Here is a 14690-nt window from a genome sequence, read left to right as displayed (position 1 = left end):
GCTTAGATGCCGCCGATAAAGCGGCCGGGATTCAACGTGCCGTTCGGATCGAAGCGCGCTTTAAGCGCGCGCATGCGATCGAAGGCATCCGGGAGCTCTCCCCACACGTTGAGCGAGGCGCGTTGCGGGTGCGCTCCCGCCACCACCGTGGCGCCGGGTTCGTCGTCGTGGAGCGCGTCGTCGAACATGGCGATTTTGGCTCCGAGCGCGTGCGAATCCAAATCGCTGACGCGAAGAATGAGGTCGTCGTTCATGGCATCGACCAGCGTGTCGGCGCGTAGCTCGAAGCGTTCGGCGAGAAGGCGCGCGGCGAGAACGCGGTCGATCAGGCTCTGGCTGTGGGCCGAGATGCGGTACGTGATCGAACGCTCGCCCAAGCAGCTAACGTACGCATCGAGGATGCGTCCGAAGGCTTCGCGCGCGCCCGTGTCGAGGATCTGCGTTTCGGGCACGCCCGCTCGCCCCAGCGCCGAGCGAAGATCGCGCGTCGAGCGCTCCAACAGCGCGGCGCTGCCCTCCAAGAGCACGATCAATCGGCCCTCGTGCCCGTCATCCCCGTCGATCGATTGATGGAAGCCTTCTACCCAGAATGCCGCTGCAGGTACGATGTGCAGCGATGCGATGCTCGCAAGGGCGCGTCGTCGCGTTCCCTCCGGCAACGGTGCGATGAAGATGCGCGTAAGCGGCGGCAGAGCGGTCGTCTTTAAATTGGCCTGCGCGATGATTCCGAGCGTTCCGAATGCGCCCACGTACAGGCGACTCATATCGTAGCCGGAGACGTTCTTGACCACCATCCCTCCCGCGCGCGCGATCGTACCGTCGGCCAACACCGCGACGGAGCCGATCACGTAATCGCGCGGCCGCCCGTAGAGGTGACGGCGCGGGCCCAGCCATCCGGCCGCGAGCGTACCGCCCAGCGTTGCTTGGTGCGCGAGGGGAGCGTCGAAGGGGATATGCGTGCCGTGCGCCGCCAATTGCGTCGCGAGATTGCGCAACGTGATTCCACCCTGGGCTGCGACGACGAGATCGGTCGGCGCGTCCTCAACGATCCCCGTCAACGATGCCGTTCGCACGCGCGTGCACGGCCGTTGCACGGGCACACCCATACCGGCGAGCGTGTTGCCGCCTTCGATCGCGATGCGTTCGCCGTTGCGGTTGCACGAGGCCACCACGTCGGAGAGCTCTTCCAGGCTGGAGGGCGTCACGCGCGGACCTCGGGGCAGCGCGCTCCGCTTGGAAAAATTTTCTCCGGATTGAACATGAGCTTAGGGTCGAAGACGTCGCGGACTCGCGCCATCGTCGCCAGATCGTCGGTGGAGTAGATCTGCGTCATCGCCTCGCGCTTTTCGTAGCCGATGCCGTGTTCGCCGCTCACCGTGCCGCCGAGGGCGACGGCCGAAGAGAGGATCGCGTTCCCGGTTTCGATCACCGCGGCGACCTGTACGGCATCGCGCTTATCGTACAGGATCATCGGATGCAGATTTCCGTCCCCGGCGTGGAACACGTTGCCGACGACGAGCCGATGCTCGCGTGCCGCCGCTTCGACCGCGCGCAACGCCTGCGGCAGCTTGCTGCGCGGCACGCAGACGTCTTGCAGGTAGTAATTCTGCGCTAAACGCCCTACCGCGCCGGCGGCACCTTTGCGGCCGGCCCAGAGCGCATCGCGCTCGGATTGACTGCGCGCGGTGTGCCACGAAAGGGCGCCGTTGGCGTGGACGATACGGTACAGCCCCTCTTCGCAGGCACGCATGTCGTCTTCGAAACCGGCGTTTTCAATCAGCAGAATGGCGCCGGCATCGGTAGGATATCCCGCGTGAAAGGCCGCTTCGACGGCCTGCGCGATAACGCGATCCATCATCTCGAGTGCGGTCGGGATGATGCCGGCTGCGACGATGGCGGAGACCGCTTCGGATGCGGCGTCGATGCTCGGAAACGCGGCGACCCAGACGCGGACGGATTCGGGGAGCCTTTGCAGGCGCACCCAGGCGGACGTGACGATCCCCAGCGTCCCTTCGCTGCCCACGAGCGCCGCGGTGAGGTCGTAGCCCGCTCCGTCCAGCGTCGTCGTGAACACTTCGCCGAACGAATCGACGATCTCCAGGCCCAATACGTGGTTGACCGTCGTCCCGTACTGCAAGCAGTGCGGTCCGCCGGCGTTCGTTCCGATATTGCCGCCGATCGTCGATACTTTTTGCGACGACGGATCCGGGGCGAAGAACAAGCCGTGGCCGGCGATGCGGGTCGAAAGGTCGAGATTGACCAAGCCCGGCTGCACGCGAGCCCGCCGGCCGCGCACGTCGAGTTCGAGGATACGATTCATGCGCGCGAACGAGACGACGATACCGCCCTCGATGGGGACGGCGCCGCCGCAGAGACCGGTGCCCGCGCCGCGAGGAACGATCGGCTCGCCAAACTCACGCGCAATCTTTACGACCGCGCTCACGTCCGCGACCGAACGCGGCAGCACGACCGCGCTGGGAGCCCGCCCTTGCGTGTACCCGTCAAATGCGTACACGCTGAGGTCTTCGGGCGCGAACTTGACGGCGTCGGCGCCGATGGCGTCGATCAATCGTGGTACGAGCATCTCTTGGCTGGTTTAGGCGAGCAGGAAGCGGGGCCTGCCCGCATTAACCGCATGGCAATCGTGTTCTTTTTCAACCGCAAAAAAAAGGAGCCGAAACGGCTGGCCAAGGCGCAGCCGACCGCCACGCAAAAGCGCTCGTCGTTTCGCATGCCGGTCGAGTTCGACGTCTCATTCACGCTACGCGGGCGCCCCGGTAGACGCCACGCGGTCGCGAACGATCTCTCGGCGGGTGGCCTGCGATTGATCGGCGATGAAGATTTTCTTCCCGGATCGGTACTCGAACTCGATTTCGTGCTACCCGACGCGTTTCTGGCAGAGTTGAAGGTTGAAAAAGAAGTCTACGAGCAGACGCCCTTCGGCCTGCGGCCGGAGACGCTCAAGGTGCAGCCCCCGCCCTTTCACCCGATGCAGATGAATGCAAAGGTGCTGGCGACGTTTTTCGTCCCAAGCGAGAAAGCGCTCGCGCACGGCATGAAATTCGTCGAGGTGGAACCCTCTATGCAAGACGAGCTTCAACGCTTCATCCACCTCTGGCAGTTGCACTACCTACGGTCGCGTCAGACTCCGTAATCGCGGGGTTGGTGCCGGGCCGGCATAACGATACACGACGTGATAGCGGTCGATCGTGCGTGCGATTGCGTACGTGCCGCCGGTGAGCGTGGTGCCCTGCGGGACGACGACGTACACGGGCGCGACGCTCGACCATTGGCGGAAGTTTGCCGCTTCGTCGTTCGGCCACGCGGCCACGATCGTCCGGTCGGCGAACGATCCGTCCGCGTAGGCCCCATAAGCGTACGGGGTAGCGTCCAGCCACGTCGTCACAACGATGCTGCCGCGCGGGATCGCGGCCGCGATTTGCGTGATGAGATGACGCTCCCCGTCGGCATTGCGATTATTGAACAATGCGGCGTGGTTCGCCGCCAACGTCCCGATCCATGAAGCAACGATGAAGATCGCTATGCCGATGCGTCGCAGTTCGGCCCGCCAGTCGTCCCCGAAGCCGCCCGCGCTCGCGAGCAAGAGCGGAATCCACCAGATCGCGAGCAGGCGATAGCGGGCAGCGTCGGATTCGACGTCGCGATAGACCACGGAGAACGGGATCGCGGCCAGGCACAGCAGCCCGACGACGAGCGCGACGCGTCGATCGCGTGCGTACCACGTGGCGAGCCCGACGATGGCGACGACCACCGCGTAACTCCCGTACGATCCTTGCGTGAACGTGAAGATATCCCAGAGATAGCTCTGCCACTGAGCCGGCGCGAAAATCCCGAGAAGATGGTGCCCGGTATCGAAGCTGCTGCCGGTCAGGACCGTTAGGAAACCGTGCCACGTGCTCGGGTTGCCGGCGTTCCAAAACGGCCCACCGTCGATGCCTGCGAGTCGCGCGGCGGGATCGTCCCCGTGTGCGACGATCCACGACGAGCGCAGCGGAAGGTAGAGGTAGAGCGATAAGCCGGCGGCTACGGCCGCGCCCGCGCGCAGGAGGTCGCCGCGTCGCACGTCCCGCCGGCGAAGCAGCACCGCGACGAGCATTCCGGGAGCGAGCCAGATCGCATTGGGATGATCCGCCAGCGCGAGGCCCCAGCATGCGGCCATCGCCACAAGCGCGCGACGATCGCCGTCCTGCAACCACACGATCGTCGCAAACACGATGGCGGATTCCAGCGCGAGCAGAAGATCGTGGACGTCGGCGTGCGTCGCGTGCGTCCACACCACGTAGGTGGATGCAAACCAGAAGTACGCGGGGACGGCGATCCACCAGCGGATTCCCAACCGCCCGGCGCACGCAACACCGATGCCGACCGCCGCGCCGGCGTAGATGGCGCAGAGCGCGTTGAGCCGCCACGCAACGCTCCCGAACGCGAACGCGTGCGACCAAAGGAAGCCCAGCAAGACGAAGAGCGGAAAGCCGGTCGGATGCGCGATGCCCAAGATATATGGTACCGTTTGCATCTCGGCCGCATCGCCCCCAAACGGTTGCGACGGTACGCACGCAACGAACGTGACGGCCGCGATCGTCGCGGCCGCGATTGCAGGGAGCGACGGCGAACGCAGCGGTTTCACGCCTAGGTGTAGAGCAGATACTTCGAGCGCAGGGTGCGAAATTGCGTGGTGGGCCGATCCCATTGCGCGAGGATCGCATCGGCGTTATCGCCGCGTTCCAGTGCTATGCGCAGTTCGTTGGTTCCCCAGTCGCGGTCGAGGTCGGCCGCCCGAATGCGAATGAGATGCGGAGCGATGTCGCGTACCGCCACCAACAGTTCGACCGCCGTGCGCACGGCCAGAAAGCGCGCGGGTTCGAAGACGTCCAGCTCCACTCCCGAAAGTTCTTTGTCCTTCCAGAAGCCCGCCACCGGCGACCAGGCCGCCGGGCGAAACCACACGCCGGGCAGATCGCGCGCGTTCAATCGCGCGGCCAGCGCGGTGCCGTCGACGCCGAGTCCTCCGGCGTAGAAAAACGGCTTGGTGAAATAGACGCCGTTGTTGACGCCCGCATTATCGATCAGCCCGGTACACAGGTAGACGAATGCGGTGCGCCATTCCGGAATGTTGGGCGAGGTCTGTACCCATTGCAGGCCGGTCTGCGGCCAGATCGTCGAGCGATGCCAACCGCGCATCGGCACGACGTGCAGATCGGCACCGATGCCGAAGTGTTCGTTGAAGAGCTTGGCGAGCTCGCCGACGGTCATGCCGTGGCGCATCGCGATCGGGTAGAGCCCGATGAAGGAGGCAAACGCAGGTTGCAGCACGGGCCCTTCGACGACGATGCCGCCGACCGGATTCGGACGGTCCAACACCCAGAAGGCCTTGCCGGCGCGCTTCGCACTCTGCATCGCGTACGCCATCGTCGAAATAAACGTATACGCGCGCGAGCCGACGTCTTGAATGTCGTAGAGCAAGACGTCCACGTCTCGCAGAATTGCGGGCGACGGATGGCGTTGCGCGCCGTAGAGGCTGTAGACCGGAAGTTTCGTCTGCGGATCGGTGTACGAACCGACGTACGCTCCCGCCGTTCGGTCGCCGCGAAACCCGTGCTCGGGGGCGTAAATCGCCCGCAAATGGATGCGCGGGTTCGCGCGGATCGCATCGACGATGGATTCGAGCCGCGAGGTGACGCCGCTCTGATTGGTGATGACGCCGATCCGCGCCCCGGCGAGTTCGCGCCACGCCGTTTGCAGAAAGACTTCGTCACCAAGCGTGATGGTGGCCGGCGGAAGCGGCTGCGCCCGCAGGCCGGCGGCCGACGCCCCGACCGCTGCGCCGAACGAGCCTACCCCGCGAAGAAAGCGTCCTCTCTGCATGGAACCGGGCTTCGCCTAGACGAAGGCCGGTTCCGTCGCCGCGGGGAGAATACCGGCCTCGCGCGCTCGCCCGAACAACTCGTGCACGGCCGCGATGCCGTCGTCTCCGATATCTGCGCTATACGCGTTGACGTACAGGTCGATGTGGGCGCGCATGACCGCGTCGCTCATCTCGAACGCGTGCTCGCGAATGAAGGGCATGATCTGCGCTTCGTTATTTCGCGCGAAAGCGAGGCTTCGTTCGATCGCCCGATGTACCTCGAGCGCTCGATCGCGAGGGAGATCGTTGCGCACGAGAATCGCCCCGAGCGGTATCGGACGTCCCGTCGTACGCTCCCACCACGCGCCGAGGTCCGCGACGCGGGCCAGCCCGGCGTCCGCGTAGGTGAATCGCGATTCGTGAATGATCAGCCCCGCGTCGATCTCGCCGGCGGCGATCGCCGGGATGATCCGATCGAATCGCATCTGCGTGGCGCGCGGACGCGCGCCGAGCGCGAGCTGGAGCAGCATGAATGCGGTCGTTCGTTCGCCGGGAATCGCGAAGTGGGCGTCGCGGAGCGACTCGAGATCGGGTGCGAAGCCGGGGCGCGTTACCACGAGCGGCCCACATCCGCGCCCGAGTGCACCTCCGGCACGCAGGATGCGGTAGCGATCCATCAGCCACGGAATTGCGCCGTAACTGACTTTCGTCAGTTCGAACGTGCCTTGCAGCGCGTCGTTATTGAGCTCTTCGATATCGGCAAAATGGACGCGAACCGCGGGAGCGCTTTCCAGCAGCCCGTTGGTGAGTGCGGCGAAGATGTACGTATCGTTCGGGCAGGGCGAATAGGCGAGCGTGAGTGGAGACGCGGCGGTCATCGCGGCGCTTCCGACGGCGCAAGAAAAGCGTGCATCGCTCTGCGTAAACCCGCGATGCCCGCATCGAAGTTCCACTCGCTGCGCGCGCGGTCTCCGACGATATTCGAGATGCCGCGGATTTCAACGGCCGGAACCCCCGCGATCTCGGCGGCCCGCAGCACGGCAAACCCCTCCATGCTTTCAACCTGCGCCCCCAGGGCCGCCAGACGCGCCGCGGTTGCGTCGGTGGCCGTTACGCGCGCGACGGTGATTCCTCGCACTGCCGGTATGCCGCACTCGACCAGCATCGCTACCAGCGAGGGGTCGGAATCGGCTCGGTGGATGGTACGCTCGCCGTGCGGCAGGGCGAGCGGCTCGCCGGTTTCGATATCGAGTTCGAGCGATTCGTGCGCGACGACGACGCCCTGCCCGACGGGTGCGACGCCCGGAAATGAGCCGGCGATCCCCGCGTTGACGACCGTCGTGTAGCGGCCGTGCGCCAACGCTCGCGCGACGCGGGCGGCCGCTTCGACCGGGCCGACGCCGCAGACGAGCACTTCGGCGCCGCTTGGGGGCGCAAACCATGCCAGCTCTTTGGCGACCGCGCACACGATTAACAGCACGTTATCGAACGCCGATGAATTTGTGGGTTTGCAACGAGAGCCGGAAGCGTTGCGGATGTGCTTTGGCGTAAGCCAGCGCCAACTCGATATTGGCGGGTTTGTTGCCTTCCGGTTGCAGCAGAATCGTCGCTTTGCCGGCGAAGAGCGGGAGATGTTCCTCGGGCACGCGCCCGTCAACGATGAGCTTCGCTTCATTCGCGCGTGCGGCCATGCGCGGATCGACGCGTTCTTTGGGTGAGACGCACAACCAGACGTCGCTCGGTAAATCCGCGAAGAGCGTGCCGTTCGATTCGATGTGAACGCGCCGGCCGTCGCTCTGCAGCGCCGCGATTAACGCTCCGGTCTGCGTTTGCGCGAGGGGCTCGCCGCCGGTGAGAATGACCATCGGGCAGCCGGCGCCGGCCTCACCGACCATTCGAACCACGTCCTCCACGCTTGCAAAAAACTTGAGCGCGTAATCGGTATCGCAGAACGAACACGCCAGATTGCATCCCGCGAGGCGCACGAAGACGGCCGGCGTTCCGGCCCACGTGCCTTCACCTTGGATGCTGTAGAAGATCTCCGCGAGTTGCAGCATGGCTACGGTGCGACGAAATCGCTGCGGCGCAAGACCGCGCAACTATTGGCCGTCTCCCACAGCACCAACTCATCCAGCCCCGGCAACGCCGGGTCGAGCCGTTTCCATATCCACATCGCGATGTGCTCGGCGGTCGGGTTTTCGATGAGATCGTTGAGCGTTTGGTGATCGAGGGCGTCGATCACGTGCTCGTGGACGACTCGCTTGATGGTATCGAAGTCCTCGATCATGCCCCGGGCAGGCCCCTGGCTCTGGAGCGGGCCGCGCACGGCGACCTCCAGGCGGTATGAGTGCCCATGCATTCGGGCGCATTTGCCGGAATGGTACGGAAGTACGTGTGCCGCTTCAAAGCGGAAGTGCTTGCGAATCTGCATGGGGAAGACGCCGAAGCGGATTCGCGCCCGGGAGGGCAGAGTCCGGCCACCCAGGCGCCACTGCGACATCCGTCGGAAAAGAGCCATTGTGCCCATACGAACCAATCGCGACCGACTACCCATCACCGCCGTGGTTGGCGAGGCTGCCCCCGCCCTGATCAATACCGGGCTCTACGACGTCAGCTTCGAGGGCGAGCCGCTGATCGTCGCCAGCGTCGGCGGGATTAACCCCAATGTGCGCGTGGGCGACGGAGCCTTCGCGTTTCGGGCCGACCATATCGAGCCGGGTGTGAGCGCCCGCAACCCCGACGACCGCGCCAACACGGCGTTCAACGTGCTCTCATGCGTCGGCAACGAAGCGCGGGTCATCTCCGGCGAAGCCAAGGGCGCGGCCGGGCGCGTTACGGGCAAGCACGGCGGCGTGGAGCACGTCATCATCGATTTTACGCCGGAAGTGATGCGCGCGATGGCCATCGGCGACCGCATTCAAGTGTGGGGATGCGGGGTCGGTTTGGAATTGCTCGACGCGCCGGATGTCAAAGCGTTCAATGCCGATCCGGATTTTCTTGAAGCTTGGGGCCTTGCCGTGCGCGATGGACGCATCCGCGCGCGTGTGGCGAGGACCGTTCCGGCTGCGGTGATGGGATCGGGGCTTGGTCGCGCAACGGTGGTGCGCGGTGACTACGATATTCAAACGTTCGACGACACGATGGCCGAACGATATGGTTTGCGCGAGTTGCGGCTCGGCGACCTCGTTGCGATTATCGATGCCGACAACTCGTTTGGGCGCATCTACCGCACCGGCGCGATCTCGGTCGGCGTCGTCGTGCACGGCGGCTCCTACGTTGCCGGCCACGGGCCCGGCGTTACGACGCTCCTCACCTCATCGATTGGTGCGATCGATATCGAAATCGACGCGGCCGCCAACCTCGCCACGATCTTAGGCCTGCGCTAGCTTCGTGCCCGGGTCGGGCCTATCGGTGCAGAAGAACGGCGAGCATGGTGGATACCCACGCGGTGGCGCCCAACCCGATGAGCCACATGAATTTCCGGTCGATTTGAGCGAACCGGCCGTCGATTTGAATAAAACGGCTTTCGATTTGGCCGAATCGCCCATCGATCTGGGTGAAGCGGGCCTCCATTTTGTGCTCGAACGAATCCAGGCGCCGATCGATCCCGGTCAGGCGCTCGGCGATCTGTTCGTAGGCCCCTTCGAGGTGCGCCATACGGATCTCCAAGGGCTGTGCGCTCATGCTTCCATCCTATCACGGCCGGTGCGCGGGCCGGTACCCGCACATTCCCGCAGAGGCGCCGGTTCGCTAGGCCCGAGCTAGAGCGCGGAGAGCGCCGATTCGAGATCGGCGAGCACATCGCCGACGTTTTCGATCCCTACCGAGAGGCGCAGCAGCGAGGGCATGACGCCCATCGCGGCCGCCGCCGCGGTTTCGGCGGCGCCGATGTTCGGCCACATCGCCGCGGGTTGCGCGATCAGCGACTCGACCCCGCCTAGGCTCACGGCGTTGCGTATGAGGCGAAGCCGCTCGACGACGCGCCGAGCGTCGTCGAAATCGCCGTCGATTTCGAAGCTGAGCAGCCCGCCGAAGCCACGCATCTGCCGGGCGGCGACATCGTGATTCGGGTGGGTTGCGAGGCCGGGGTAATAGACGCGACGCACGCGCGCGTGGCCTGCGAGAAACGCCGCAACGGCTTGGCCGTTCGCGTTATGGCGCTCCATCCGCAAATCGAGCGTGCGCAATCCGCGTAACAGCAGCCAGGCTTCGAAGGGCGCGAGGGTTGCGCCTAGGACGATGTGCGTCTTCCAAATGCGATCGATTAGCGCTTTCGAACCGATCGCCGCGCCTGCGATTAAATCGGAGTGTCCCCCCAGATATTTTGTCGCGCTGTGGACGACGATGTCGGCGCCGAGTTCCAGCGGTCGCTGGTTGATCGGGCTCGCGATGGTATTGTCGATGACGGTTAGGGCGCCGGCGGAGCGCGCGATTTCGACGACGCGCGCGATGTCGGTGATGCCCAAGAGCGGATTGCTCGGGCTCTCCATCCAGATGAATCGCGTATTCGGGCGCATCGCAGCAGCGAATGCCGCCGCATCGTGCTGATCGACGAACGTCACCTCGACCCCGTAGCGGGGCAGCAGGTCGGTCATCAGCGTGCGCGTTCCCGCGTAGAGCATGCGTTGCGCGACGACGTGGTCGCCGGATTGCAGGAGCGCGACGGCCGTAGCGGAGATCACTCCCATGCCCGAGCTCGCCACCAGCGCGGCTTCGCCCCCCTCGACGGCGGCCAGAACCGCGGCCACCTGCGCGTGATTCGGGTTACCATGCCGCGTGTAGAAGCCGGGATGCTGCGGCGTCTGGGCGCCGAGCGCCATCGCCTGCGGGCTGTCAAAGGTAAAGGTGGAGGTTTGGTAGATCGGCGGCGCTACACTCGAGCCGTCGGACTGCGAGCGATCGGCGTGCAAGAGCCGCGTTTCGATCGCGAACTCGCGCTCCGGGTACACTTAAAGGGTGATCCGCGGGGTTTTGGGGGTGGGCGTACAGAGCGTGCGCTTGCCTTCGTTCACGTAGCTCATGTGGCGCTCGGTCACGTGGTCCTGCGCGGCTTTGAGCCAGCGGTCGGCGTGGTCGCCGAGGGTCGATTCGTCAACTAAAATATTGCCGTAGCCAAAGCCGGCGCCGACGTCGATATCGGTGTGCAAGGTGAGACTTTTTCCCGTCCAGCCGCAACTGCGCAGCGAGCGCTCCAAATGCGGCATGCCGATTAATTTAAATCCCGCTTCCGTGAGGAAGACGCTACACCAACTTGTCCATACCCCGTAGGCATTCAAGATACGGGCGACGTGCGTGTAGGATCGTTCGTCCATGGTGGCCCTTTCGCGCCCGGTGTTGCCGACCTCCTTGATAACCGAAGAGCGGCCGATGGTATCGGCCGCTCTTCGATAGCGTATGGGGGCGATGGGGCGCTACAATGCGCCGTCGGGCCCCATGCGTTCGAGGCGTTTTTTGAGATCGGCGAGGAATCCGCTTGCGACATAGCCGTCAACGACGCGGTGGTCGAGCGAGAGGCACGAATTCATCATCTGACGGATCGCGATCGCATCGTCTTCGCGAACCACGGGTTTCTTGACGACCGTCTCCATCGTCACGATGCCGGCCTGGCCCGCATTGATGATCGGTGCGGAAGCCCAACTGCCGTTGGCGCCGTTGTTATTGACGGTGAACGTGCCGCCCGAGAGATCGTCGACGCCGAGCTTGTTGCGACGCGCTTTATCGATCAACTCGCCCGCCGCAATCGCCAAACCCTTAACGGAGAGTTTGTCGGCATTTTTGATGACGGGTACGACCAAGTTCGTGGAAAGTCCGATTGCAATGCCGATGTTGACGTCCTTGTTCACATATAGCCCTTCGGGTGTGAACTTGGCATTCATCAGCGGGAATGCGGCCAGCGATTCAACGACCGCTCGCATGAAGAAGGGCAACAGCGTGAGCTTGTAGCCGGTCTCACGTTCGAAGCGATCTTTCTCGCGCGTGCGCCATTTCCACACATTCGTCACGTCGATCTCGACCATCGACCACGCGTGCGGGGCCGTGTGCTTGGATTCGACCATGCGCTCGGCGATGATGCGTCGCGCCTGATTGAGCGGAATCAACGTTCCCGGAATCGGGTCGGCGTAGGTTGACGTTCCCGAGGCGGGAGGCGCTGCAGGCGGTTTCGAAGGTGCGCCCGGCATCGCGGCCGGAGCACCGGTCGCACCGAAGTTGGTCCCGACGCCGATCGCCTGGCCGACCGCGGCGGCGGGCCCCATGCGCGAGGCCGTGAGCACGTCGTCGGCGGTGACGCGTCCGTTCGCTCCCGACCCGCTCAGGGTACGGATATCGATGTGATGCTCGCGCGCGAGCTTGCGTACCGCGGGCGATGCCGAACGTAATGCCGCGTCGGCGTTGGCATCGGTCGCATTGCGCTGCCCGTTGCTCGAACCGTTCCCGGAGTGTGCGGGCGCGACGGCAGCGGGGGCGGCGGGCGCACCGGCAGCGTTTGCAACCTGTTGCGTCGGTTCGGTTCCTGCGGCGTTGGTGCCGCTCGCGGCACCGACTTCATCGATGATCGCGATCGGCGCGCCGGTTGGAACCGTTTCACCTTCTTTAACGAGCATCTGCGTGATGACGCCGGTAACCGGCGAGGGCACTTCGGCATTCACCTTGTCGGTGGAGACTTCGACAAAGGCTTCGTATTTTTCGACGCTGTCGCCGACTTTCTTGAGCCACTGCGCGACGGTCCCTTCGGTTACCGTCTCGCCGAGTTGCGGCATCGTGATCGTTGTGGCCATTAGAATTTCACCATTTCTCGCATCGCTTGCGCCATCTCGGCCGGCGAAGACATATACTCTTCCTCGAGCGGGAGCGCGTAGCCCATTGCGGGCACGTCCGGCGCGCAATGGCGACGGATCGGCGCGTCGAGATGGAAGAGCGCTTCCTCGGCAACCATCGCGGAAATCTCCGCGCCGATGCCGCCGAATTTATTGTCCTCGTGAATGATGAGCAGCTTGCGGGTTTTCTCCACGCTGCTCAAGATCGTCGCTTTGTCCATCGGACGAATCGAACGCAGATCGACCACTTCAACCGAGAGGCCTTCGCTCTGCAACTGCTGCGCCGCTTCGAGCGCCCAATGGACGTAGAGGCCATACGAAACCACGGTTAGTTGCGTGCCTTCTTTGACAACGTTCGCTTTGCCGAGCGGAATCGTGTAGTGGCCGTCCGGAACCTCGCCCTTGATGAGACGATAGGTTTTCTTATGCTCGAGGAACAGCACCGGATCGGGATCGTCGATTGCCGCGTTCAGCAAGCCTTTGACGTCGGCGGGAAACGCCGGCGCGACGATCTTTAGGCCGGGAACGTGATAGAACAGCGCTTCGATCGAGACCGAGTGCGAAAGCGCACCGCGAACGCCGCCGCCGTACGGCGTGCGAATCACGAGCGGACACGTGTACTCGCCGTTGCTGCGATAGCGCGTTTTGGCTGCCTCGCCGACGATTTGGTTGAACGCCGGATAGATGAAGTCGGCGAATTGAATCTCGGCGATCGGGCGTAGCCCTTCCATCGCCATACCCACCGCGATGCCGACGATCGAAGCTTCTGCGATCGGCGTATCGATGACGCGCTCCGGCCCGAATTCGTTGATGAAGTCCTTGGTGATGAGGAACACGTTGCCGCGGTTGCCGACATCTTCACCCAAGATGATCGTGCGGTCGTCGGCCTTCATGGCTTCGTAGAGCGTCTCGCGCACCGCTTCGACGTTGTTGAGGACTTTCGATGAGGTTGTCACTGCCACGGTTGCCAGGCTCCTTCGTAGAGGTGCGTATAGAGATCGGAGGCTGCCGGGTAGGGCATGGCTTCCGCACGATCGGTCGCGTCGTTCGTCTCGCGAAGGACGTCTTTCTTCATCGCGTCGACATCCGCCATCGACATCACGCGCGCGTCCAGGAGCAATCGCTCGAACTGCGGCACCGGATCGTCCTTACGATGTTCGGTGACCTCTTCTTTGGTGCGATACGTCATGTCGTTGTCGTCGGTCGAGTGCGCGAGATAGCGATAACAGGTGCCTTCGAGCAACGTCGGGCCGCCGCCGGAGCGCGCGCGTTCGAGCGCTTCGTTCACCGCGCCGTACGTGGCGATCGGGTCGAATCCGTTGAAGCGCTTACCCGGCATACCGTAGCCGGCCGCGCGCTTCCAGATCTCCGGTTGCGCCATCTGCTTGTGGAGCGGCGTCGAGATCGCCCACTCGTTGTTTTCAACCAGCATCACGAGCGGCAACTTGTGAACCGCCGCGAAATTCATGGATTCATGCCATTCGCCTTCGCTCGTGGTTCCGTCGCCGCACGTCACCAGCACCGCGCGTTCGGCCTCTTTGCGATACTTGATCGCATACGCCGCGCCGACGGCGTGCGGGATGTGCGCCGCCAGAATCGACGAGAACGACATCAGCCCGGCGGCCTTGGACGAGTAGTGATTCGGAAATTGACGCCCGCCGTTGTGATCGGCCGCGCGCGCGAAGAGCGAGAGCAGAATCTCGTACGGCGTGAGCCCGATGCCCAGAGCCAGCCCAAGATCGCGGTAATAAGGGGCGAGGATATCTTTGCCGCGATGAAATGCCATCGCCGCGCCCGCCTGTAGGGCTTCGTGCCCTTCGCTGCCTAGCGCGAACGGCACTTTGCCCTGACGGTTGAGTTGAAAGCCACGGTTATCGAGCTGCCGCTGCATGAGCATGTTGCGGAATATCTGCCGCAATTGCTCGTCGGTCAGCCCGTGACGCTCGAGGCTCGTCGCCTTGGTCTCGGTTTTCGCCATGAATCGGTCCTGTTAAGATGAAGAGGGCGCT

At 64.1% G+C, this 14690-nt stretch carries 16 protein-coding genes; 2 read left to right on the top strand and 14 right to left on the bottom strand.

From position 1 onward, the window contains the following. Nucleotides 1–2: 2 nt before the first annotated feature. Both VMW12_01015 and VMW12_01010 read right to left on the bottom strand, forming a co-directional pair. A complete protein-coding gene (locus VMW12_01015; protein HUZ48298.1) occupies nt 3–1205 on the bottom strand; it encodes an FAD-binding oxidoreductase in 1203 nt (400 codons plus the stop codon). Then, entirely contained in the window at nt 1202–2584 is a 1383-nt protein-coding gene (locus tag VMW12_01010; GenBank protein ID HUZ48297.1) for an FAD-linked oxidase C-terminal domain-containing protein, read from the bottom strand. The genes VMW12_01015 and VMW12_01010 overlap by 4 nt, the downstream gene beginning before the upstream one ends. Nucleotides 2585–2587: 3 nt before the next feature. Here VMW12_01010 and VMW12_01005 point away from each other — a divergent pair, with 3 nt between their 5' ends. Continuing rightward, on the top strand, nt 2588–3154 hold the full coding sequence (locus VMW12_01005) for a PilZ domain-containing protein (GenBank protein ID HUZ48296.1): 567 nt from the start codon (nt 2588–2590) through the stop codon (nt 3152–3154). On the opposite strand, the gene VMW12_01000 is transcribed toward VMW12_01005, so the two are convergent. From VMW12_01000 to queD, 6 genes are read right to left on the bottom strand one after another with little or no spacing between them, the layout of a single operon-like run. Then, a complete protein-coding gene (locus VMW12_01000) occupies nt 3131–4648 on the bottom strand; it encodes a DUF2723 domain-containing protein (GenBank protein HUZ48295.1) in 1518 nt (505 codons plus the stop codon). The genes VMW12_01005 and VMW12_01000 overlap by 24 nt on opposite strands. 2 nt (nt 4649–4650) lie before the next feature. Then, nucleotides 4651–5886, bottom strand: a complete 1236-nt coding sequence (locus tag VMW12_00995) for a DUF1343 domain-containing protein (protein ID HUZ48294.1) — start codon at nt 5884–5886, stop codon at nt 4651–4653. Between the two features lie 15 nt (nt 5887–5901). Beyond that, nucleotides 5902–6744 carry a 1,4-dihydroxy-6-naphthoate synthase gene (locus tag VMW12_00990; GenBank protein ID HUZ48293.1) on the bottom strand — a complete coding sequence of 281 codons (843 nt, stop codon included), beginning with the start codon at nt 6742–6744 and terminating at the stop codon, nt 5902–5904. Beyond that, the gene (gene mqnB / locus VMW12_00985) at nt 6741–7346 is read right to left on the bottom strand and encodes a futalosine hydrolase (protein ID HUZ48292.1); all 606 of its coding nucleotides are present in this window, start codon (nt 7344–7346) and stop codon (nt 6741–6743) included. The genes VMW12_00990 and mqnB overlap by 4 nt, the downstream gene beginning before the upstream one ends. 1 nt (nt 7347) lies before the next feature. Then, a complete protein-coding gene (locus VMW12_00980) occupies nt 7348–7923 on the bottom strand; it encodes a 7-carboxy-7-deazaguanine synthase QueE (GenBank protein ID HUZ48291.1) in 576 nt (191 codons plus the stop codon). Between the two features lie 2 nt (nt 7924–7925). Then, nucleotides 7926–8297, bottom strand: coding sequence for a 6-carboxytetrahydropterin synthase QueD (gene queD / locus VMW12_00975; protein ID HUZ48290.1), 372 nt, complete (start codon nt 8295–8297; stop codon nt 7926–7928). Between the two features lie 88 nt (nt 8298–8385). Here queD and VMW12_00970 point away from each other — a divergent pair, with 88 nt between their 5' ends. Next, a complete protein-coding gene (locus VMW12_00970) occupies nt 8386–9252 on the top strand; it encodes a DUF4438 domain-containing protein (protein ID HUZ48289.1) in 867 nt (288 codons plus the stop codon). A gap of 19 nt (nt 9253–9271) precedes the next feature. Here VMW12_00970 and VMW12_00965 read toward each other — a convergent pair whose 3' ends face one another. From VMW12_00965 to VMW12_00940, 6 genes are all read right to left on the bottom strand, one after another. Further along, nucleotides 9272–9550, bottom strand: a complete 279-nt coding sequence (locus VMW12_00965; GenBank protein ID HUZ48288.1) for a hypothetical protein — start codon at nt 9548–9550, stop codon at nt 9272–9274. Nucleotides 9551–9627: 77 nt separating this feature from the next. Next, nucleotides 9628–10815, bottom strand: coding sequence for an aminotransferase class I/II-fold pyridoxal phosphate-dependent enzyme (locus VMW12_00960; protein ID HUZ48287.1), 1188 nt, complete (start codon nt 10813–10815; stop codon nt 9628–9630). After that, nucleotides 10816–11178, bottom strand: a complete 363-nt coding sequence (locus VMW12_00955; GenBank protein ID HUZ48286.1) for a hypothetical protein — start codon at nt 11176–11178, stop codon at nt 10816–10818. A 99-nt stretch (nt 11179–11277) separates the two neighbouring features. Next, nucleotides 11278–12642: a dihydrolipoamide acetyltransferase family protein gene (locus tag VMW12_00950; GenBank protein HUZ48285.1), complete on the bottom strand. Its 1365-nt coding sequence runs from the start codon at nt 12640–12642 to the stop codon at nt 11278–11280. Further along, nucleotides 12642–13643, bottom strand: a complete 1002-nt coding sequence (locus VMW12_00945) for an alpha-ketoacid dehydrogenase subunit beta (GenBank protein ID HUZ48284.1) — start codon at nt 13641–13643, stop codon at nt 12642–12644. The genes VMW12_00950 and VMW12_00945 overlap by 1 nt, the downstream gene beginning before the upstream one ends. Then, nucleotides 13634–14659: a thiamine pyrophosphate-dependent dehydrogenase E1 component subunit alpha gene (locus tag VMW12_00940; GenBank protein HUZ48283.1), complete on the bottom strand. Its 1026-nt coding sequence runs from the start codon at nt 14657–14659 to the stop codon at nt 13634–13636. Before VMW12_00940 ends, VMW12_00945 begins: the two co-directional genes overlap by 10 nt. Between the last annotated feature and the right edge of the window lie 31 nt (nt 14660–14690).

The organism is Candidatus Dormiibacterota bacterium (genome assembly GCA_035532835.1).
Classification (GTDB): Bacteria; Vulcanimicrobiota; Vulcanimicrobiia; order Vulcanimicrobiales; family Vulcanimicrobiaceae; genus DAHUXY01.
This window is presented reverse-complemented; position numbering and strand designations above follow the sequence as displayed.